Source organism: Marinobacter sp. NSM, from assembly GCF_052380025.1.
In the GTDB taxonomy this organism is placed as follows: domain Bacteria; phylum Pseudomonadota; class Gammaproteobacteria; order Pseudomonadales; family Oleiphilaceae; genus Marinobacter.
Genome location: NZ_JBQTCK010000006.1, coordinates 213,981 through 232,830 on the forward strand (window position 1 = coordinate 213,981; position 18,850 = coordinate 232,830).

General features: G+C 56.5%; 20 protein-coding genes. 5 read left to right on the forward strand and 15 right to left on the reverse strand.

Going from position 1 to position 18,850, the window contains the following annotated elements; all coding sequences use genetic code 11:
• Positions 1-261: 261 nt before the first annotated feature.
• From ACTZWX_RS14335 to zapE, 4 genes are all read right to left on the reverse strand, one after another.
• A complete protein-coding gene (locus ACTZWX_RS14335) occupies positions 262-1,623 on the reverse strand; it encodes a DUF1329 domain-containing protein (protein ID WP_444714526.1) in 1,362 nt (453 codons plus the stop codon).
• A 33-nt stretch (positions 1,624-1,656) separates the two neighbouring features.
• Positions 1,657-3,564 carry a DUF1302 domain-containing protein gene (locus ACTZWX_RS14340; protein ID WP_444714527.1) on the reverse strand — a complete coding sequence of 636 codons (1,908 nt, stop codon included), beginning with the start codon at positions 3,562-3,564 and terminating at the stop codon, positions 1,657-1,659.
• Between the two features lie 220 nt (positions 3,565-3,784).
• Entirely contained in the window at positions 3,785-4,969 is a 1,185-nt protein-coding gene (locus ACTZWX_RS14345) for a thiolase family protein (RefSeq protein WP_444714528.1), read from the reverse strand.
• 102 nt (positions 4,970-5,071) lie between these two features.
• Positions 5,072-6,169, reverse strand: coding sequence for a cell division protein ZapE (gene zapE, locus ACTZWX_RS14350; protein ID WP_444714557.1), 1,098 nt, complete (start codon positions 6,167-6,169; stop codon positions 5,072-5,074).
• Positions 6,170-6,445: 276 nt separating this feature from the next.
• Between zapE and ACTZWX_RS14355 the strand changes: the two genes are divergently transcribed.
• On the forward strand, positions 6,446-6,883 hold the full coding sequence (locus ACTZWX_RS14355) for a Z-ring associated ZapG family protein (RefSeq protein ID WP_058092005.1): 438 nt from the start codon (positions 6,446-6,448) through the stop codon (positions 6,881-6,883).
• A gap of 271 nt (positions 6,884-7,154) precedes the next feature.
• Here the strand turns inward: ACTZWX_RS14355 and ACTZWX_RS14360 are convergent, their stop codons facing one another.
• From ACTZWX_RS14360 to ACTZWX_RS14410, 11 genes are all read right to left on the reverse strand, one after another.
• Complete coding sequence (locus tag ACTZWX_RS14360; RefSeq protein WP_444714529.1) at positions 7,155-7,898, reverse strand: Nif3-like dinuclear metal center hexameric protein; 744 nt, start codon at positions 7,896-7,898, stop codon at positions 7,155-7,157.
• A 123-nt stretch (positions 7,899-8,021) separates the two neighbouring features.
• Entirely contained in the window at positions 8,022-9,083 is a 1,062-nt protein-coding gene (hisC, locus tag ACTZWX_RS14365; protein ID WP_444714530.1) for a histidinol-phosphate transaminase, read from the reverse strand.
• Entirely contained in the window at positions 9,076-10,380 is a 1,305-nt protein-coding gene (gene hisD / locus ACTZWX_RS14370; RefSeq protein ID WP_444714531.1) for a histidinol dehydrogenase, read from the reverse strand. The genes hisC and hisD overlap by 8 nt, the downstream gene beginning before the upstream one ends.
• 241 nt (positions 10,381-10,621) lie before the next feature.
• A complete protein-coding gene (hisG, locus tag ACTZWX_RS14375; protein ID WP_444714532.1) occupies positions 10,622-11,275 on the reverse strand; it encodes an ATP phosphoribosyltransferase in 654 nt (217 codons plus the stop codon).
• A 26-nt stretch (positions 11,276-11,301) separates the two neighbouring features.
• Positions 11,302-12,564 carry a UDP-N-acetylglucosamine 1-carboxyvinyltransferase gene (gene murA / locus ACTZWX_RS14380; RefSeq protein ID WP_152438669.1) on the reverse strand — a complete coding sequence of 421 codons (1,263 nt, stop codon included), beginning with the start codon at positions 12,562-12,564 and terminating at the stop codon, positions 11,302-11,304.
• 19 nt (positions 12,565-12,583) lie between these two features.
• Positions 12,584-12,832, reverse strand: a complete 249-nt coding sequence (locus tag ACTZWX_RS14385) for a BolA family protein (protein ID WP_061331522.1) — start codon at positions 12,830-12,832, stop codon at positions 12,584-12,586.
• 60 nt (positions 12,833-12,892) lie between these two features.
• Positions 12,893-13,210 carry an STAS domain-containing protein gene (locus ACTZWX_RS14390; RefSeq protein WP_152438670.1) on the reverse strand — a complete coding sequence of 106 codons (318 nt, stop codon included), beginning with the start codon at positions 13,208-13,210 and terminating at the stop codon, positions 12,893-12,895.
• On the reverse strand, positions 13,207-13,860 hold the full coding sequence (locus tag ACTZWX_RS14395; protein WP_444714533.1) for an MlaC/ttg2D family ABC transporter substrate-binding protein: 654 nt from the start codon (positions 13,858-13,860) through the stop codon (positions 13,207-13,209). Before ACTZWX_RS14395 ends, ACTZWX_RS14390 begins: the two co-directional genes overlap by 4 nt.
• A 31-nt stretch (positions 13,861-13,891) precedes the next feature.
• On the reverse strand, positions 13,892-14,341 hold the full coding sequence (mlaD, locus tag ACTZWX_RS14400) for an outer membrane lipid asymmetry maintenance protein MlaD (RefSeq protein WP_152438672.1): 450 nt from the start codon (positions 14,339-14,341) through the stop codon (positions 13,892-13,894).
• 21 nt (positions 14,342-14,362) lie between these two features.
• Positions 14,363-15,145, reverse strand: coding sequence for a lipid asymmetry maintenance ABC transporter permease subunit MlaE (gene mlaE, locus ACTZWX_RS14405; protein WP_058092015.1), 783 nt, complete (start codon positions 15,143-15,145; stop codon positions 14,363-14,365).
• Entirely contained in the window at positions 15,142-15,954 is an 813-nt protein-coding gene (locus ACTZWX_RS14410) for an ABC transporter ATP-binding protein (RefSeq protein ID WP_444714534.1), read from the reverse strand. Before ACTZWX_RS14410 ends, mlaE begins: the two co-directional genes overlap by 4 nt.
• 217 nt (positions 15,955-16,171) lie before the next feature.
• On the opposite strand from ACTZWX_RS14410, the gene ACTZWX_RS14415 reads away from it, so the two are divergent.
• The 4 genes from ACTZWX_RS14415 to lptA are packed head-to-tail and all read left to right on the forward strand — an operon-like array spanning position 16,172 to position 18,846.
• Positions 16,172-17,161, forward strand: a complete 990-nt coding sequence (locus ACTZWX_RS14415) for a KpsF/GutQ family sugar-phosphate isomerase (protein WP_444714535.1) — start codon at positions 16,172-16,174, stop codon at positions 17,159-17,161.
• The gene (locus tag ACTZWX_RS14420; RefSeq protein WP_444714536.1) at positions 17,161-17,730 is read left to right on the forward strand and encodes a KdsC family phosphatase; all 570 of its coding nucleotides are present in this window, start codon (positions 17,161-17,163) and stop codon (positions 17,728-17,730) included. The genes ACTZWX_RS14415 and ACTZWX_RS14420 overlap by 1 nt, the downstream gene beginning before the upstream one ends.
• On the forward strand, positions 17,727-18,326 hold the full coding sequence (gene lptC / locus ACTZWX_RS14425) for an LPS export ABC transporter periplasmic protein LptC (protein WP_444714537.1): 600 nt from the start codon (positions 17,727-17,729) through the stop codon (positions 18,324-18,326). The genes ACTZWX_RS14420 and lptC overlap by 4 nt, the downstream gene beginning before the upstream one ends.
• Positions 18,310-18,846: a lipopolysaccharide transport periplasmic protein LptA gene (lptA, locus tag ACTZWX_RS14430; protein WP_444714538.1), complete on the forward strand. Its 537-nt coding sequence runs from the start codon at positions 18,310-18,312 to the stop codon at positions 18,844-18,846. Before lptC ends, lptA begins: the two co-directional genes overlap by 17 nt.
• The last annotated feature ends 4 nt before the right edge of the window (positions 18,847-18,850 follow it).

Here is an 18,850-nt window from a genome sequence, read left to right on the forward strand (position 1 = left end):
TAAAACCGGCTTCCTGCTATCAACAGACCGGCGTAAAAAGAATCTTCTTTTCACGGATTATGGCTTGGCGTCCTGCATCGGGTACGCCTTTAGTATGAATTGCCTGGAAGAAGGTTAAACCAAAGGTGGGGTGAGCTGCAAAATTTTGACGTGTAAAAAGTTTGTCAGTGGCGAATTTTTAACACCAAAAGTTAGGTTACGGCCACAAAAAAAACGGCGGACCAAAGGCCCGCCGTTTTCAGTTACTGCCAAGGTCGCCTGTTACCGGGTACCCGCACGGCGCAGCGCGGCCGGCGTGTAGTCCCGTGACTGGCGCTCAACGCCGAAGGTATACGGGTTGCTCTCCTCGTTGGTCAAGCCAAGCGCCAGATAACGACCAGATAACAGGTCGTACAGCACTTCAATGGCATACCAAGGCACGTTCTGATCGTAGAACTGCATGCCATGTGCTTCAGCCACACGCCACAACTCGCCACGACCGTCGTAATGATCAATGACAGATGCCTGCCAGGAGTCTTCGTTCAGGTAGAAGTCACGCTGTGCATATACATGGCGCTCACCGTCTTTCAGAGTGGCGCGAACATGCCAAACCCGATGCAACTCGTAACGAGTCAGGTCCTGGTTGATGTGGCCTGCCTTGATGATGTCGTCATAGCTCAGACTACGATCAACAAGCTTGTAAGAGTTGTAGGGGATATACATCTCTTTCTTGCCGACCAGTTCCCAGTTGTAGCGATCTGGCGCGCCGTTGAACATGTCGAAGTTGTCAGAGGTACGCATACCATCGGCAGCGGTACCCGGTCCATCGTAGGCAACCTGTGGAGCACGGCGAACACGGCGCTGACCGGCGTTGTAGATCCAAGCCCGGCGAGGCTCTTTCACCTGGTCCAGAGTTTCATGAACCAGCAGCACGTTACCTGCAAGACGTGCCGGAGCAGTAATCGCCTGCTTGAAATAGAACAGGACGTTATCGTCCTGACCTTCCTGGTAATCCGACAGATAACGGTTCCAGGACAGCTCGTCCTGGAACTTCACAACCGAAAACGCGCCGTTAGCGGTAGGGGTAACCTGGCCGACGTTACGCTGAACCGAGCCACCACGGTACCGGGTAATGTGGTTCCAAATGGCTTCCAAGCCGTTCTGTGGAATCGGAAATGGCGTTGCGTTAGCGTAGTTGCCAATACCATTTCCGCCTTGAATCAGCTCGGAACGGGTAGCGTTTCTGACAGTCTCATCCATGATATCCTGGGGATAGACAGCCGTTCGATGAGTCGGATAAACAGGCATTTTATAAGTCGGATACTGCCTGATCATGGCAACCTGACCCGGGGACAGCTTGTCTGCGTATTGATCAACGTTGCTTTGATCAATAACAAACTTCGGCTGCTCATTCGGGAATGGGTTTACATAAATACCATCTCCCTTATATCCGGCCGGCGGGGTGGTCATGCCACCTGTCCACTCAGGGATGTCGCCACCGTTGCCTGCGCGCTCTGCGCCCATCGGTGTCAGCGTGTCGCCCAGTTTGGCTGCTTCTTCAGCAGAAACCGCGCCCCAGGCCTGGCCCGCAAAGAGACTTGCAGTCAGTACGCCTGTGACCAGTAGTTTCTTGTTCAGTTTCATTTAAATTACCTCGTTAAACGAATTCGGTCCGGTTCAGAATGAGTAAGAGACGCTAGCACTCACGAAATCGCGGTCGGTCAACTCGTTATACGGCTTGCCACCGAAAAAGTTTGTGTAACCAATGTTACCGGTGATTTTGTTCTGGTAAACCGCTTCCAGAGACAGGCCGATGGCCTTGTTACCCTCGTTGAAGGCGCCGCCCGGCTGAGGCGCATAACCCTTCACGTCGTGGCTCCACGCCAATTGCGGGGACAGGTTGATACCCGCAAAAACGTTGGGATAATCCCACACCAGGCGCGAACGGTAGCCCCAGGAGAAGGAAGTGGTGAACCCTTCGTTGTTGCAGTAGTTGGTGTTGATGTTCGCACCACCAGCGCAGATATCAGCCCCACCCAACGACTCCAGAGGAATCTGGCCGACACCGAAGGTACCGGAACGGCCGTAGCGCGCCTCGGAGTAATCCGGCAGATCATGCACGTAGGTCGCACCGAACTCGGTGATCAGAGACAGCCGACTGGCACCCATCACCTGGTCGAAGAACTTGATCAGAGTGAACTGAGCCTGAGACACCTTGAAACGATCGTAACCTTCAACGGGTTTGCCCGCCAGGTTGCCACCACCGGATTCAGCCAGGCGCTGCCGTTCAAGCAAGCTCAACGGAGTCTGGTTTCCATCTGCCGCAGTTCTGGCCTGCGTGCCGCCAAGAAGCAACTCGAATGCGTTCCATTGCAATGGCACATTATCACGGAAACTGTACTCCGCACCCAACGACCAACCACCCGGAGTGGTTGTGTTCACACTGATACCGTAAAGATTGATATTCTCCGGGTATTCAATGAAGTAGCTGGGGAATGTCGAAGTCGGAAAGTTCGGGTCATTCTGTTGAGTGCCGTTCGGAGACGCAGGGTTGTTGACCAGACCACTCACGTATGGAAGACGGCTATTGTACTTGATGTAATAAAAGCCGAATTCCGAATCATTCAGAGCCGGCACGTACCAACGCAATGCCACACCAAACTGGTCTTTAGAGTCTGCTTCTTTATCAGCTAGCCGCGGTGCAACAAAGCCCTGCGCCAAAGCCTGGGAGTCAGACAACTGGCCAGCCAACAATACCGGGCCGCAACCGTCAGCGGCAAAGTCGTTGGTGGAGAAAAAAGTACCACAATCGTCAGGACGCACTGGCTCCCAATCTGCCTGAACGAACGCCTCAACCGTAACGCTATCCGTCAGGCCAGCCGACACATAGAACATTTCCACCGGCAACAGAGCATCTTTCAGCTCGGCGCCCGGGGCGCGGAAGGCAGGAACGTCAATCGGGTTAATGGTATTGATACCACCCTGGATAAACGTACTTTCACCCCAGCTAACTACCTGCTTACCATAACGGGCACTGACAGGCATATTGCCGAAATACCAGTCAGTAAAAATGTAAGCGTCAAGAATTTCACCACCGGAGGCATTGGCCTTGGCTCGTTCATTCAGCTCTCGCTGCTGCCCTACGTCGTCGGTCGCCCGGCCTTCATCTTTCAGTTCGAAGTCATACCAGTAACGGCCACGTACCAGACCACCCACGCGAGTCAGCACATTACTGTCTACAGCGTAATCGAGGAACAGCTCACTGTTACCCTTAACAATCTTTGAGTAGGTGTCACCCTTGTCAAAGTTCAGGTTACCGTCGTCATAGTTGTTGGTAGAGGCGCCGATATTGGCAAGCGGCTGACCCGGCGTATACTCGGGGCCCAGGTTGCCCTGGCCAATCAGGCGCTTGTCCTGATTCTGAGTTCTCCAACCCACACCAGCTGACAACGTGGTATTGAACTGCGCTTCAACATCTCCCACATAAAAGGAAATAGCAGAGGCCGGGGCGGACACGCCGGCGGCTATGGCGACGGCAAGCGGTAACTTGGTCCAACGCTGCCACGGTTGAGTTTTTCTTGTCATTGGAAGGCTACTCCGTTGTTGTTCTGAGTCGCTGCTCGGTTGTTCTGATTTTGGTGTCTTGGCGGCTGTGCATACAGTGCCCTGATGCTTGCACTATAGCTAAGGCCTTTGAGGGCTTTGATCAGTCAAAAGTATGATTTTGCTGTCACTCTCCGTTTAGCCGTGTTTTCGCACTCCCTCACTATAGACAAGATTCGGGAGTGCAACCACTTTGACTGTATTACAGAACTTCGATGGCCATGGCAGTGGCTTCACCCCCGCCAATACACAGTGCGGCAATGCCTTTTTTCTTGCCATAGTGCTTCAGGGAGTGCATCAGCGTGACCAGCAGGCGAGAGCCGGTGGAACCGACCGGATGGCCCTGGGCGCAGGCGCCGCCGTGCACGTTCACCTTGGCCGGGTCCAGGCCAAGTTCTTTGATCGGCATCATGGCAACCATGGCGAAGGCTTCATTGATTTCGAACAGGTCAACGTCGTCTTTGGTCCAGCCGGTTTTCGCGAACAGGGTTTCGATGGCGCCCACCGGAGCGCAGGTGAACTCGCTCGGGTGCTGTGACTGGGTACTGTGGGCCACGATTCGGGCCATCGGCTTCAAGCCTCGCTTCTGGGCTTCGGACTCACGCATCAGAACCAGAGCGGAGGAGCCGTCAGAAATAGAGGAGGCGTTGGCGGCTGTTACCGTGCCGTCTTTGGCAAAGGCCGGGCGCAGGGTCGGGATTTTCTCGATGTTCGCAGCATGGGGCTGCTCGTCATCTTCCACAACCACCTCGCCTTTACGGGTTTTCACGGTCACTGGAATGATTTCGTCTTTCAGCAGTCCTTCTTCGATGGCCTTCTTGGCGCGAGTCAGAGACTGGATGGCGTACTCATCCATGTCTTCCCGACTGTAGCCTTTCTTGTCTGCCATTTCCTGGGCAAAGGAACCCATCAGGCGACCGGTTTCCGCATCTTCCAGACCGTCCAGGAACATATGATCCTGCGGAGCCTGTCCGGGGCCCATACGATAGCCCTGGCGGGCGCCAAGCAGCACGTACGGCGCATTGGACATGCTTTCCATACCACCGGCGACCATGATGTCGTTGGTGCCTGCCTTGATCAGGTCATGGGCCAGCATGGCCGCTTTCATGCCGGAGCCACACAGCTTGTTGATGGTGGTGGCGCCGGTGCTGTCGGGCAGGCCGGCCTTACGCATGGCTTGGCGGGCCGGGCCTTGCTTGAGGCCGGCAGGAAGCACATTGCCCATGATGACTTCCTGGATATCGGCAGGCTGCAGGCCAGCGCGCTTGACCGCTTCGGCGATGGCAATGGCACCCAGCTCAGGGGCTGAAACCGGGGCGAGACTGCCCATAAATCCGCCCATAGGAGTGCGTACGCCGCTTACGATGACTACGTTGTCTTGGCTCATGTTGTGACCTCTCGTGGTTGGGGGTCTGTCCCCGGATGGGGACTGACCCTCTTGAATGGAGTTGGGTTCTAAGGTGGGTCAGTCCCCGTTCGGGGACAGACCCTATGGCTTATGGGGCGCTTCCAGGTATTCCCGGGACTGCATTTCCAGCAGGCGGGATTCGGTGCGCTCGAATTCGAAGCTCAGACGACCGCCGGTGTAGAGTTCGGTGATGGGGGCGGCGGCAGAGATGATGACTTTTACGTTGCGGTCGTAGAATTCATCGATCATGTTGATAAAGCGGCGTGCCTGGTCGTCGTTGTTTTTGCCCAACTGCGGCACGTTGCTTATGATGATGGCATGGAACTGGCGCGCCATTTCGATGTAATCGTTTTGGCTGCGGGGGCCATCACAGACAGATTTGAAATCGAACCACACCACGTCATCTGCGTGGGCTTCTGCCGGTATTTTACGGCCGTTGATTTCCATGGTTTTGCTGTGCTTACCTGCCTCGACGGCAAGGGCATCAAAACTGGTGCGCAGGCTGACATCGGCCTGATCGTCCAGCGGGCAGTGGTAAAGTTCCGCCTGCTCAAGGGTTCTCAACCGGTAGTCCACACCGCCGTCAACGTTCACCACATCCGTGTGCTTCTTGACCAACTCGATCGCTGGCAGGAAGCGAGCCCGCTGCAAGCCATCTTTATAGAGACCGTCTGGTACGATGTTCGATGTGCATACCAGCGTAACACCACGACCAAACAACCCATCCATCAGGGTGGCAAGGATCATGGCGTCCCCGATATCTGAGACGAAGAACTCATCAAAACAGATAACGCGGGTCTCATCAGCAAATTTCCTGGCCACCATGTCCAGCGGGTTTTTCTCGCCCTTGAGCTGCTTTAACTCATTGTGAACCCGCTGCATGAAGCGATGGAAATGCACTCTCATCTTGCGATCAAACGGCAACGCTTCGTAAAAGGTATCCATCAGGTAGGTCTTTCCGCGGCCAACACCACCCCAGAAGTAGAGGCCTTTGACGGGTTCTTCCTTGCCCTTTTTCAGTTTGCGGCGCAGTTTTGCCAGCCCTCTGTTACGCTCACTTTCGGCATCGACCAGTTTGTCGTACAGTGCCTGAAGGCGACGGACGGCATCTTCCTGGGCCGGGTCTTTGTGAAAGTCCGGGCGCTCAAGATCCTTTTGGTAACGCTCCCAAGGGCTCAGGTTCGCGACGGTTTCAGAAGACATGGCTGCTGTCATCAGGGTTTCCCGGGATTGTAATGGTGTTGGATTTTCGGCGCGGTATTGTCGCTTATTTCGCACTTTTTCGCCACGCCGGGCGGGTGCTAGTGTCCCGTCTGGCTAATTCCATAGCCAGACGGGACACTAGGGCAATACGACGATTCGCTCAGTGCTTGGCCATGGGCTCAATCAGTCAGGGGGGTTATACTCTTCTGATGAGGATAAGCTCACTCGCATGCAACGAAAGGACGTTTTTATATGACAAACCTGATTCTGGCGGCAGTAGCCGCGTTGGTGGTTGGCATTGTCATCGGGATTCTGGTGGGCCGCTCAGGCCAGGGAGCCACTCTCCGGCAACGCCGGGCAGAGCAGCAAATTGAAGAATTGCGCAGTGAGTTTACTCGCTATCAGGCACAGGTAAATGAACACTTCATGGAATCGGCCCATTTGCTGCGCCGGTTTAACGATGCCTATCGTGACGTGAACCAACACATGGCCCGCGGCGCGAACCGGCTTTGCAATGATGAGGACTGGCTGGAAGAGCTTGGGCAGGACGGCTCCGGACGGCTGGAGCACGGCAGTGATGAAAACTCAGAGCCACCACGGGATTATGCGCCGAAGGCTGATCCTGAGGACAAAGGCACACTGGCCGAGGACTATGGCCTGAATGCGGATGGCACCAAGCGGTCCGCTTAAATCCCTAATTCCAGCGCCAGCCGGGCGTTTTGGCTTGGAGCCCTACCTTGAATAGCCTTCTGACTCTGTGCATGACCAGTCAGGGGGTAGGGCTTCCAAAAACCGCTCCTTCGGCACATCCTTGTGGCGCTTCTGCTCCGCCATCCATGGCTCCGCACATTTTTGGAAGCCCTACCCCCTGACTGACCAATCCGACTTTACCGAGACCTCCCACGAAATAAGATAGCCTTGGAACTCGTGTCAGGATTTCCGACGAGGACAAACCAATACTCTATACCGGGTTATCACAATCGACGAACCGGTGGCTCACACCACACTCTCTGGCCAACGCCTCTCCCAGCGCTTGGACACCATAGCGCTCTGTAGCGTGGTGGCCCGCTGCAAAGTAATGGATTCCGCACTCTCTGGCAGCGTGAGTGGTCGGCTCTGAAATTTCCCCGCTGATGTAAGCATCAACCCCTGCATTCAGCGCTGCATTAATAAACCCCTGGGCAGCACCGGTGCACCAGGCTACGGTTTTGATTTTTTCGGGGCCACTACCAACATGAAGGGGCTGCCGATGAAGGGCTCTGGCGATGTGGAGACCGAACGTTTCCGGAGTCATTGGTTCAGAAAGCTCGCCCTGCCAAACCAGTCCGCCGATCGGCGTGGCGTTCTGGATATTCAGAACATTGGCGAGTTGGCGGTTGTTGCCATATTCGGGATGGTCATCGAGCGGCAGGTGGTAGGCCACCAGGTTGATGTCGTTATCCAGCAGCTGCTTGATGCGGTTCTTCTTCATGCCGCGGATGGCCTGGTCTTCGCCTTTCCAGAAGTAGCCGTGGTGGACCAGAATCATATCGGCGTTATGTTTCACCGCTTCGTCGATCAACGCCTGCGATGCGGTTACCCCGGACACGATAACGCTTACGTGCTCACTACCCTCTACTTGCAGGCCGTTCGGGGCATAGTCTTGGAAATTTTCCGGCTGGAGCCACTCGTTGATTTTGGCGAGGATTTCGTTTCGGTTTGCCATGCTTGTGCTTACCTCCCCATCGTGCGGTGCTTCTGAGATCGGATCGGCGCATTCAGTTCATGGGGAAGCAAGGTGCAGCCGAACTTTATGCGCGCCGATTCCTCGTTCGAGTGTTGCGCCGGCTCAGAGAAAAGCCAGACCTTTGATCAAAGAACTGTTTTGGTCACTGGTACCAATGGTAATTCGTAGAAAGTCGCTAATCCGCAGCTTGTTGAAGTGACGAACGATAATGCCCTGCTCTCTCAGCTTGGCAGCAATATCAGCGCCTTCATGGCTTGGGTGACGGACGAAGACGAAGTTTGCCTTTGATGGCAGCACTTCAAAGCCAAGATTCTCCAGCGCAGCCGTAACCCGATCACGCTCGTCAATCACGCCGCCACAGCATTTCTCAAACCACTCGCGATCTTCAAACGCCGCGATCGCACCGGCCAACGCCAGACGATCGAGCGGGTAAGAATTGAAGCTGTCTTTAACTCTATTCAAAGCCTCAATCAGTTCCTCATTACCCACTGCAAAACCTACCCGAAGGCCGGCCAACGAACGAGCCTTGGACAGAGTCTGGCTAACCAGAAGGTTCGGGTATTGATTGACCAATGAAATAGCCGTCTCACCACCGAAGTCTACATAGGCTTCGTCAACCACCACCACGCCGTCCGGATTCGCCTTCAGGATGTCTTCCACATGCTCCAGCCCAAGATACCGACCGGTAGGCGCATTCGGATTCGGGAAGATGATGCCGCCGTTGGGGCGCTTGTAGTCTTCCGGGTTGATTTCGAAGCTTTCGGTCAGCGGGATGACATCGCTTTCGATCTGATACAGACCGCAGTACACCGGGTAGAAGCTGTAGGTGATATCCGGGAACAGAATCGGTTTGTCGTGTTTGAGCAAGCCCTGGAAAATGTGGGCCAGAACCTCGTCTGAACCGTTACCTACGAACACCTGCCTGGAGGAAATACCGTAATCCGTGTGATAGGCAGCAATCGCTTCTTTCAGCGCCTGCCCTTCCGGGTCCGGGTACAAGCGGAGGTTGTCGTTCAGTTCGGACTGAATGGCTGCAATCACCTTCGGGGATGGCCCGAAGGGATTTTCGTTGGTGTTCAGTTTGACCAGGTTGGCCATTTTCGGCTGTTCACCCGGCACATACGGCTGCAATTCGCTGACCAGCGCGCTCCAGAACTTACTCATTGATACGGTACTCCGCTGAACGGGCGTGAGCGGTCAGCCCTTCACCGCGCGCCAGCACAGACGCTACACGCCCCATCCGGTCGGCACCTTTGGGGCTGAAGCCGATCAAGGAGGAGCGTTTCTGGAAATCGTAAACCCCCAGCGGCGAGCTGAACCTTGCCGTACCGCTGGTAGGCAGTACGTGGTTCGGGCCGGCACAGTAGTCACCCAAGGCTTCGGCGGTGTAACGGCCCATGAAAATGGCTCCGGCGTGACGAATATCATCCAGCATCGCCTGCGGGTCTTCCACCGACAGCTCCAGGTGTTCCGGAGCAATCCGGTTGGAGACTTCCGCCGCTTCTTTCAAATCCGCCACGTGAATCAGCGCACCACGGCCAATCATGGACGTGCGAATAATCTCCTCCCGTTCCATGGTCGGCAGCAGCTTGTTGATGCTGGCTTCCACCGCATCCAGAAAAGCCGCATCCGGGCTGATCAGAATACTCTGGGCCTGCTCGTCGTGCTCGGCCTGGGAAAACATATCCATGGCGATCCAGTCTGGATTGGTCTTGCCATCGCAAATCACCAGAATCTCGGACGGGCCGGCAATCATATCGATACCCACAACCCCGAACACTTCCCGCTTGGCCGTAGCCACAAAAATATTGCCAGGGCCGACAATCTTGTCCACTGCCGGCACAGTCTCAGTACCATAGGCCAACGCCGCCACAGCCTGCGCGCCCCCGAGCGTAAACACCCGATCAACTCCGGCAATCGCGGCCGCCGCGAGAACCATGTCGTTCACCACACCATCCGGCGTCGGAACCACCATGATCAACTCACCAACACCCGCCACCTTCGCCGGAATCGCGTTCATCAGCACCGAAGACGGATACGCCGCCTTACCACCAGGCACATAAAGTCCCGCCCGGTCCAGCGGCGTCACCTTCTGCCCCAGAATCGTCCCGTCCTCGTCCTGATACTGCCAGGACTTCTGATCCTGCCGCTCATGGTAATCCCGAACACGCTCAGCGGCCTTCTCCAGAGCCACTCGCTGATCCTGAGGAATCCGCTCCAACGCTTCCTGAAGACGGCTCTTGTCCATCTCCAACTCCGCCATGGAACTGACCTTCAACCTGTCAAACTTCTCGGTAAACTCCAGAACCGCCGCATCGCCACGGGTCTTCACCTCACGCAGAATATGCCGAACCGACTCATTCACCTGATGGTCAACACTGTCATCCCACGCCAACAGCTTGGCCAGCGCACCGTCAAAGTCGCCTTGGGTTGTCGTCAGTCTGGTGATTCTGTCGTTCATCTCGTTAATCCCGCGTTGGATTGAAAACTTACAACCGCTGGATTACCCGCCAGCGAATCGGGAAATATTCAACAAAGCTCAGGGGCTTCCAAACTCAAAAGTACGCGAAAGCCATCGGGTAGGCCTTTCCAAAAATTTCGAAGGCCAAGGATGGCCTGAGAGAAGCGCACATGGATGTGCTCGTAGCGGTTTTTGGAAAGGCCTACCCGATGGCTGACATGCACCCAAAAAGAAGGAAGCCTTACTCCGAACCCGAACCACGACGGCGATCCACCGCAACCGCCATCTTCTCTATGATGGGATTAATCTGCCCATGCTTCATCTTCATAGAAGCCCGATTAACCACCAACCGCGAACTGATATGATCAATCAGCTCCCGGGGCTCCAAGCCATTGGCCTTCAGAGTATTGCCCGTATCCACAATATCGACAATCTCATCCGCCAGATCCAGAATCGGCGCCAGCTCCATCGCCCCATAGAGCTTGATGATATCCGCCTGCCGCCCCTGAGCCGCATAATAACGCCTCGCGAGATTTACGAACTTGGTGGCCACCCGGATTCGCCCGGCCGGCGGCTGCTCACCCTTCTTGCCCGCGGTCATCAGCTTGCAGCAGGAAATATTCAGATCCAGCGGCTCATACAGGCCTTCCCCGCCATGCTCCATCAGCACATCCTTGCCCGTGACTCCAAGATCGGCCCCGCCATACTGAACATAAGTGGGCACATCGGTGGCACGGATAATCAGAATCCGCACGTTCGGGTCTGTGGTCGGGAACACCAGCTTGCGGGACTTCTTCACGTCGTCGACCAGCTCAATACCGGCCTCCGCCAGCAGCGGCAAGGTCTCTTCGAGAATTCGTCCCTTCGACAAGGCGATGGTGATGGAATCTGTCATGGGTCTTTTCGGGTCCCGTTGGTTCATTATGCCGGCAAACGGCGAATACTTGCGCCCAGCAGCTGCAGTTTTTCCTCAATACATTCATAGCCACGGTCTATGTGGTAAATGCGGTCTACGATGGTGTCGCCATCAGCCACCAGGCCTGCGATAACCAGACTGGCCGAGGCTCGCAGATCCGTGGCCATAACCGGCGCGCCCGTCAGATGCTCCACCCCTTTAATGATGGCGGCGTTACCTTCCAGACTGATATCCGCGCCCATGCGAATCAGCTCCTGCAGGTGCATAAAGCGGTTTTCAAAGACCGTCTCTACGATGGTCCCCGTGCCCTCGGCGACGGCGTTCATCGCCGCAAACTGGGCCTGCATATCCGTCGGAAATGCGGGGTATGGCGCCGTTCGCAGGTTAACCGCCTTCGGGCGCTTACCCTTCATATCCAGCTCAATCCAGTCCGGCCCGGTGGTGATGTGGGCGCCTGCTTCTTCCAGCTTCAGTAATACCGCCTCAAGCAAGTCTTCGCGAGTATCTTTAACCTTCACCCGACCACCCGTGGCGGCCGCAGCCACCAGATAGGTACCGGTTTCAATGCGATCCGGCAGCACGTTGTAGTGGCAACCGTGCAGGCGCTCTACGCCATTGATCTCAATAGTGGCGGTGCCATGGCCCTTGATGTCAGCGCCCATGGCAATCAGGCACTCGGCCAGGTCAACCACTTCCGGTTCCCGGGCAGCGTTTTCGAGGATGGTTTTACCCTCAGCCAGGGTCGCGGCCATCAGCAGGTTTTCGGTGCCGGTTACCGTTACCGTGTCCATGAAGATATGGGCACCTTTCAGGCGACCATTGGTTTTGGCCTTGATGTAACCATTCTCAACCTTGATATCCGCGCCCATCAGTTCCAGGCCGTGGATGTGCAGGTTTACCGGGCGGGTACCAATGGCACAACCGCCAGGCAGGGAAACTTCTGCCTCACCAAAATGCGCCACCAGCGGGCCCAGTACCAGAATGGAGGCGCGCATGGTTTTCACCAGCTCATAGGGCGCATGAAAATGCTTGATGGTGTTGGCGTGAACCTCAACACTCATCTTTTCGTCAATCAGCAGCTCGACACCCATCCGGCCAAGCAGTTCGATCATCGTTGTGATGTCGTTCAGGTGCGGCAGGTTGCCAACGGTCACCGGCTCATCCGCCAGCAGGGTAGCTGCCAGAATCGGCAGCGCCGCGTTCTTGGCACCGGAGATGCGAATCTCGCCATCCAGAGGCTTGCGCCCCCTGATCAGAAGTTTATCCACAATATCTGTCCTGTTCGGTTCAGGCGTTGGCCTGCCGCTCGGCCCACTCGCTCGGGGTGTAGGCCTTCGGGTGAAGGGCGTGAATGGTGCCGTCCATGATGTGCTGGAACAGTACCTTGTTAATCATTTGCTGCCGTTTGATGGTTGGCAGGCCTTCGAATACTTCACCCACCGCGACCACGAGGTAATGGTTGCCATCAACCTGCACCTGCACCTCGCAATCGGGCAGTGCTTGTTTTACTAGATCGGTAACCTGGGCGGCGTCCATAGGGATTCCTCGGCTGTATTGAAATCAGGGGCGGAATTGTAACCAATTCCCGGGCGCCGGTCAGCTGTGTGAGGCAAATCCGGGAATCTGATCTTTAAGATTGCTGAGTGCAGCCAGCGACAATAGACGGTCGCTGGCGCCTTCAAAGGTAAGGGATACTTGCCGACTGAGTGCCAGCCGATGCCAGCAAAGGAGCATAGAGAGAACCACGCTGTGGGCGGTGCCCAGCCCGGCAAGGTCGACCGTAAGCGAGCTCTGGGCACCCTTGATTAGCTGTTCACCCTGTTTGCGCAACGGAATCACCGAATCGGCATCAACCGATCCGGTTACCCGCAAAGTAGTGCCATCCAAAATGACCGCAGGCGCGTCACTGGTCATGACTGGTCAATTTCCTCGTCCAGGTTCAGCGATTCCACCGCGTCGCTCCAACCATCGATGACCAGCTGAATCTGGCCCCGATTAGCCTCCATTTCCTGGGCAAAGCGGTCGCGGAAAGCCAGGCCGATATTGATACCCTCAACGATGACGTTTTCCATCATCCACCGACCTTCGGCATTGCGGTACATGGAATAGGTGACGGGATAGCGATTACCGGAAGAGGTGACGACTTCCATCTGCACGGTTGCGCGATCGTTGTTCTGGGCCATGATGGACGCCTCTTTCACCTGGATAGTGAAATCATCGGCCGACACCAGCGCTTGGGCATAACTGTCGAACAGGCTGCGCTTGAACTTCTCGACAAAGTCATCGCGCTGCTCTGGCGTCGACTGCCGGGCGTAGCGGCCCATTACCCGAGCCGCAATGCGACGGAAGTCCACGAACTGGTCAAGGGTTTCATCCATGCCCGCGTAAAAGGCTTCCGGGTCGGATGCGTAGAGGCCCTTCTCCGCCTGAAGCTTTTTTACCAACTTCTGGGTATTGTCATCCACATACTGCCTGAGCTCTTCTTCCGGCCCTGCCCAGGCCTGGCCGAACCCTACTGCAAACAGGGCGAGTATCAGTATAAGGCGTTGTTTCAAAACAAGCATTGCAGTCTCCTGTGCGTTTATTCCCGCTGCCTCACCGGCCCGAGGCAAAATTGCTGATCATCCGTTCCAGATTCATGGCAGATTGGGTGGAATAGAAGGTATCGCCTTCTTTCAAGGACTCAAGATCCCCACCAATGGAGATATCAATGTACTGCTCTCCCAGAATTCCGGATGTACGTATTACTGCTGCACTGTCCGCCGGGATGTTATCCACGTCTTTGTGGATAGACATGGTCACCCTGGCCTGAAAGGTTTCCCGGTCCAGAGTGATCGACTCAATGGTGCCTACCGTCACACCCGCCATGGATATCCGGCCCCGGGGCGCCAGCCCGCCAATATCGTTGAAGTTTGCGTGGAGCCTGTAGGTAGCGCCAGCGGCCTTGGGGGACAGGCCACTGACCTGCAACGCCAGGAACAGCAAGGCAGCCAGCCCGGCGATAATAAACAGACCGACGATGATTTCTGTTGTTCGTTGTGCCATGAGAGGCTCCCGGAATACCTGTTAGAAATTTCCAAACATGACAGCGGTCAGCACGAAATCCAGGCCGAGAACCGCCAAAGATGAATACACCACAGTTTTGGTCGTGGCCGAACTGATCCCTGCTGAGGTGGGCACACAGTCATAACCCTGATACACCGCAATCCAGGCACAGACAAAACCGAACACCACACTCTTGATCAGCCCGTTGAGAACGTCATCCACAAAGTCCACTGAGGCCTGCATATTGCCCCAATATGAGCCTTCGTATACACCTAACCATTCAACACCCACCAACATGCCACCCCAGACGCCAACCACCGCGAATATCATGGCCAGAATGGGCAGTGAAATAAAACCCGCCCACAACCTTGGGGCGATCACCCGGCGCAACGGGTCGACCCCCATCATTTCCATGCTGGAGAGTTGCTCAGTCGCTTTCATCAGACCGATTTCGGCGGTTAACGCAGAACCAGCACGGCCAGCAAACAGCAGTGCCGCCACCACTGGCGCCAGTTCACGCACCAGAGTCAATGCGATCATCTGGCCTATGGCCGCCTCCGAACCAAAATCGCTGAGAATAGTGTACCCCTGAAGACCCAGCACCATGCCGATGAACAAACCCGACACCACCACAATGGCCAGCGACAGCACACCGACTGCATATAACTGCTTTACCAGGAGCGGAAAACCTACAGAGGGCTTCGGTACGCCCCCGACAACGCCCGCCAGAAACTGACAGGCCCGCCCCAGTGACGCAATAACATCAAGACCCGTTCGCCCCAGGGCAGCTATGCGATCCATCATGCGCCACCCCCGCAGATACCGAAATCAGACGCTGCATCGCTGTTCGGGTAATGGAACGGCACCGGGCCGTCGGGCTGACCTTTGAGGAACTGTTGAACCCGCTCGGAGGGGTACGCCCTGAGTTCATCCGGAGTTCCCTCACCAATGACCTTGCCATCCGCAATGATGCACGCGTAGTGGCAGATACTCAGGGATTCCGGCACGTCATGGGACACCAGCACGCTGGTCAGGCCCATGGAGCTGTTCAGATCGCGGATCAACTTGACCAGAACCCCCATGGCAATGGGATCCTGCCCGGCGAAAGGCTCGTCATACATGATCAGCTCAGGGTCCAGCGCGATACTACGGGCCAGCGCCACCCGGCGTGTCATCCCCCCGGACAGTTCCGAGGGCATAAGGTTGCGGGCACCACGCAGGCCCACCGCTTCGAGCTTCATCAGCACGATGTCCCGAATCATATCTTCCGGCAGGCGGGTGTGAACCCGCAAAGGAAAGGCAACGTTCTCGTAAACACTCAGGTCGGTGAACAGGGCGCCACTCTGAAAAAGCATGCCCATCTTTTCCCGCAGCACGTACAATTCCTTGCGCTTGAGCTTTGGCACCTCACGGCCTGCCACCACCACCTGACCGGAGTCGGGACGCAGCTGGCCGCCAATCAGTCGCAACAGCGTGGTCTTACCGGTGCCACTGGGGCCCATGATCGCGGTGATCCGCCCCTTCGGAATATCCAGCGAGACACCATCGAATATGCGCCGGCCGGAGCGGGAAAACACCACCTCGTTAAGGCTTATGTATGCAGATGACGCCATAATCCATCCTGATTAAAGAGCGACTACATTATGACATGCGCCGCTCCAGCTCAATGAAAAGCCGGTTAAAGCTACGTAAAATGTCTTGATGGCAATGATCAGTTTCCCTGAACGTTGGCTGCCACGCGTCTCAACAATGATATACTCACGATTCAGTCGCCCGATCACCGACGTTTGGCCGGGCAAACCAGACCGACCGAGCAGACTATCCGCCGAGATGACAGATTCACACGCTCCAGACACCCCCGACTACCGCTCCTCAGCAGTTCGAGCCATCCGCATCGAGCGGGAAGCTATCGAAGCCCTGGAAGGCCGTATCAACGGCGACTTCACCAGAGCCTGCGACGTTATCATGGCCTGCAAAGGTCGGGTAGTGGTCACCGGCATGGGTAAATCCGGCCATATCGGCAACAAGATTGCAGCCACATTGGCAAGCACCGGCACGCCCTCCTTTTTTGTTCACCCGGGTGAAGCCAGCCACGGCGATATGGGCATGATCACCCCGCAAGATGTGGTGGTTGCCATCTCCAACAGTGGCAGCACCAGCGAGGTGGTGACCATTCTGCCGCTGATCAAACGCATGGGGGCACCGCTGATCAGCATGACCGGCAACCCGAACTCTGTGCTGGCTCAGGAAGCGGTCGCCAATCTGGATGTCAGCGTTGCCCTGGAGGCCTGCCCGCTTGGCCTGGCACCCACATCCAGCACCACAGCGACCCTGGTCATGGGCGATGCGTTGGCCGTAGCCCTGCTGGAAGCCCGAGGCTTCAGTGCCGAAGACTTTGCCTTCTCTCACCCGGGCGGCAGCCTGGGACGGCGCTTGCTGCTGCGGGTTTCTGACATCATGCATACCGGCGACCAGATTCCCAAAGTTCTTGAAACTACCACCCTCAGCGGCGCCCTGCTGGAGATCAGCCGTAAAGGGCTGGGCATGACCACCATCGTCGACACCCAGGGGCATCTGACCGGCATATTTACCGATGGCGACCTGCGCCGGACCCTGGACAAATCCGTCGACGTTCACACTACTCCGATCCGGGACGTCATGACTCGCCACGGCAAAACCATTCAGGCTGACCACCTGGCGGCCGAGGCACTGAACATCATGGAAGAGATGAAGATCAATGCCCTGCCCGTCACCGACGACGACGGCAACCTGGTTGGCGCCATCAACATGCATGACCTGCTGCGTGCGGGGGTGATTTAATGAGTGACTTCGCACCGCCTATGCACACCAGCTGGGACGACACGCTCAAGGCAAAAGCCGCCAAAATTCGCCTGATCGCCCTGGACGTAGACGGCATCATGAGCGACGGCCGGTTGTATTTCAGCGCTGCCGGCGACGAACTCAAAGCGTTCAATATACTGGACGGTCTGGGCCTGAAACAGTTGATGATGGCTGGAATTACCGTGGCAGTCATTACCGGGCGCAGGTCACCACTGACAGAAAAACGGATGACCGACCTCGGCATCCCGCACCTGATGCAGGGCCGGGAAGACAAGAAAGTTGCGTTACAGGAACTGGTTGCAGGCATGGATATCGCTCCGGACCAGATTGCCTATATGGGCGATGATCTGCCTGATCTGCCCGCCCTGACATTCGCCGGCCTGGGTATCAGCGTGCCCAACGGCTACTGGCTGGTGCGTCAGCAAGCCGACTATTGCACCCAGGCCCTGGGGGGGCACGGCGCCGTGCGTGAAGCATGTGACCTGATACTCTGGGCGCAAAACCGGCTGGACGCTACTCTGGCCCCCTATCTGGGTAAGCCGTCATGATCCCGGGGGCCCTGTCGGACATCGTTCGCAAACCCTGGGTTCGAACCCTGGCGCTGGCAGCCACGGTTCTCGCGACCGTCTTCCTGATGTGGCAGAACGAGGAAGGTGACAGTGTGCGGGGCGATGCCGCAGAACTCAGGGGCCCGTCGGAACCCGACAGTTTTATAATCGAGGGCCGCTATACAACCTGGGACGAACACGGCAACCTTAAGATGTCGATATCCAGCCCCCGAATTGAGCAGTTTGAAGACACCAACTACGCCACCATGAATGCTCCAAGGGCCAGGATTTTCAGCGAACAGGCCACCCCACCATGGATAATCGAAGCGGATGAAGGTAGCCTCCGCCAAGACGATGATCAGGTGACCTTGACGGGCAATGTCGTCGTACTCCGGCAAACCGGCGACTCTGAAGCCACCCTGAAAACCGACTCACTGACCATGGATAACCGCCAGGGCACGGTATACACCGATCAACCGGTCACCATTACCGAACCGTTCGGCGTTACCCAGGCCAATGGCATGAAAGCCTGGATAAACGAACGCATACTGGAACTCAACTCCCGGGTGGAAGGGCAATATGAAACCATCAGGTAAGCGCACACACCGACTGCCGGTCATACTGGCCGCACTGATGCTGGCCAGCCCGGCAACCGCGTTTGATCTGGATTCCGACACCCCCATCAAGGTCAGCGCTGATTCCGCCCGCCTGGACGATACCGAAGGGACCGCCATCTACACCGGCGACGTTGAACTGGTTCAGGGGGCCACCCAGCTGAACGCAGAACGGGTGGTACTGTATCGAAGCCCCGAAGGTCTCAGCCGGATTGAGGCAAGCGGCGAACCCGCCCGATATCGCCAGCCGGCACGGGAAGGTGAAGCCATGACAGACGCCCGGGCGCGGACCATCACCTGGTCAGCGGCGGAAAACCGGCTGACGTTCGAGCGCCAGGCAGTGATTGAACAGGGCAACAATGTGTTCCGTGGCGACGTCATCCAATACGACACCGTTCGCAGGGTGGTCACTGCAGAAGGCGGCACGCCTTCGGAAGAGAGCTCTGGCCGGGTGGAAATGGTGATTCAGCCTCGCGGCTCCAGCAACCCCACAGACGAATAGGTTA

Excerpts from the sequence above, each read along its gene's own strand:
- ACTZWX_RS14335 (WP_444714526.1), bottom strand. The coding sequence starts at position 1,623 with ATGAAACTGAACAAGAAACTACTGGTCACAGGCGTACTGACTGCAAGT.
- ACTZWX_RS14390 (WP_152438670.1), bottom strand. The coding sequence starts at position 13,210 with ATGACCAGTGACGCGCCTGCGGTCATTTTGGATGGCACTACTTTGCGG.
- ACTZWX_RS14395 (WP_444714533.1), bottom strand. The coding sequence starts at position 13,860 with ATGCTTGTTTTGAAACAACGCCTTATACTGATACTCGCCCTGTTTGCA.
- mlaE (WP_058092015.1), bottom strand. The coding sequence starts at position 15,145 with ATGATGGATCGCATAGCTGCCCTGGGGCGAACGGGTCTTGATGTTATT.
- hisC (WP_444714530.1), bottom strand. The coding sequence starts at position 9,083 with ATGAGTAAGTTCTGGAGCGCGCTGGTCAGCGAATTGCAGCCGTATGTG.
- mlaD (WP_152438672.1), bottom strand. The coding sequence starts at position 14,341 with ATGGCACAACGAACAACAGAAATCATCGTCGGTCTGTTTATTATCGCC.
- ACTZWX_RS14340 (WP_444714527.1), bottom strand. The coding sequence starts at position 3,564 with ATGACAAGAAAAACTCAACCGTGGCAGCGTTGGACCAAGTTACCGCTT.
- ACTZWX_RS14345 (WP_444714528.1), bottom strand. The coding sequence starts at position 4,969 with ATGAGCCAAGACAACGTAGTCATCGTAAGCGGCGTACGCACTCCTATG.
- ACTZWX_RS14415 (WP_444714535.1), top strand. The coding sequence starts at position 16,172 with ATGACAGATTCACACGCTCCAGACACCCCCGACTACCGCTCCTCAGCA.
- hisG (WP_444714532.1), bottom strand. The coding sequence starts at position 11,275 with ATGACAGATTCCATCACCATCGCCTTGTCGAAGGGACGAATTCTCGAA.
- ACTZWX_RS14410 (WP_444714534.1), bottom strand. The coding sequence starts at position 15,954 with ATGGCGTCATCTGCATACATAAGCCTTAACGAGGTGGTGTTTTCCCGC.
- ACTZWX_RS14355 (WP_058092005.1), top strand. The coding sequence starts at position 6,446 with ATGACAAACCTGATTCTGGCGGCAGTAGCCGCGTTGGTGGTTGGCATT.
- ACTZWX_RS14420 (WP_444714536.1), top strand. The coding sequence starts at position 17,161 with ATGAGTGACTTCGCACCGCCTATGCACACCAGCTGGGACGACACGCTC.
- lptA (WP_444714538.1), top strand. The coding sequence starts at position 18,310 with ATGAAACCATCAGGTAAGCGCACACACCGACTGCCGGTCATACTGGCC.
- lptC (WP_444714537.1), top strand. The coding sequence starts at position 17,727 with ATGATCCCGGGGGCCCTGTCGGACATCGTTCGCAAACCCTGGGTTCGA.
- ACTZWX_RS14360 (WP_444714529.1), bottom strand. The coding sequence starts at position 7,898 with ATGGCAAACCGAAACGAAATCCTCGCCAAAATCAACGAGTGGCTCCAG.
- ACTZWX_RS14385 (WP_061331522.1), bottom strand. The coding sequence starts at position 12,832 with ATGGACGCCGCCCAGGTTACCGATCTAGTAAAACAAGCACTGCCCGAT.
- hisD (WP_444714531.1), bottom strand. The coding sequence starts at position 10,380 with ATGAACGACAGAATCACCAGACTGACGACAACCCAAGGCGACTTTGAC.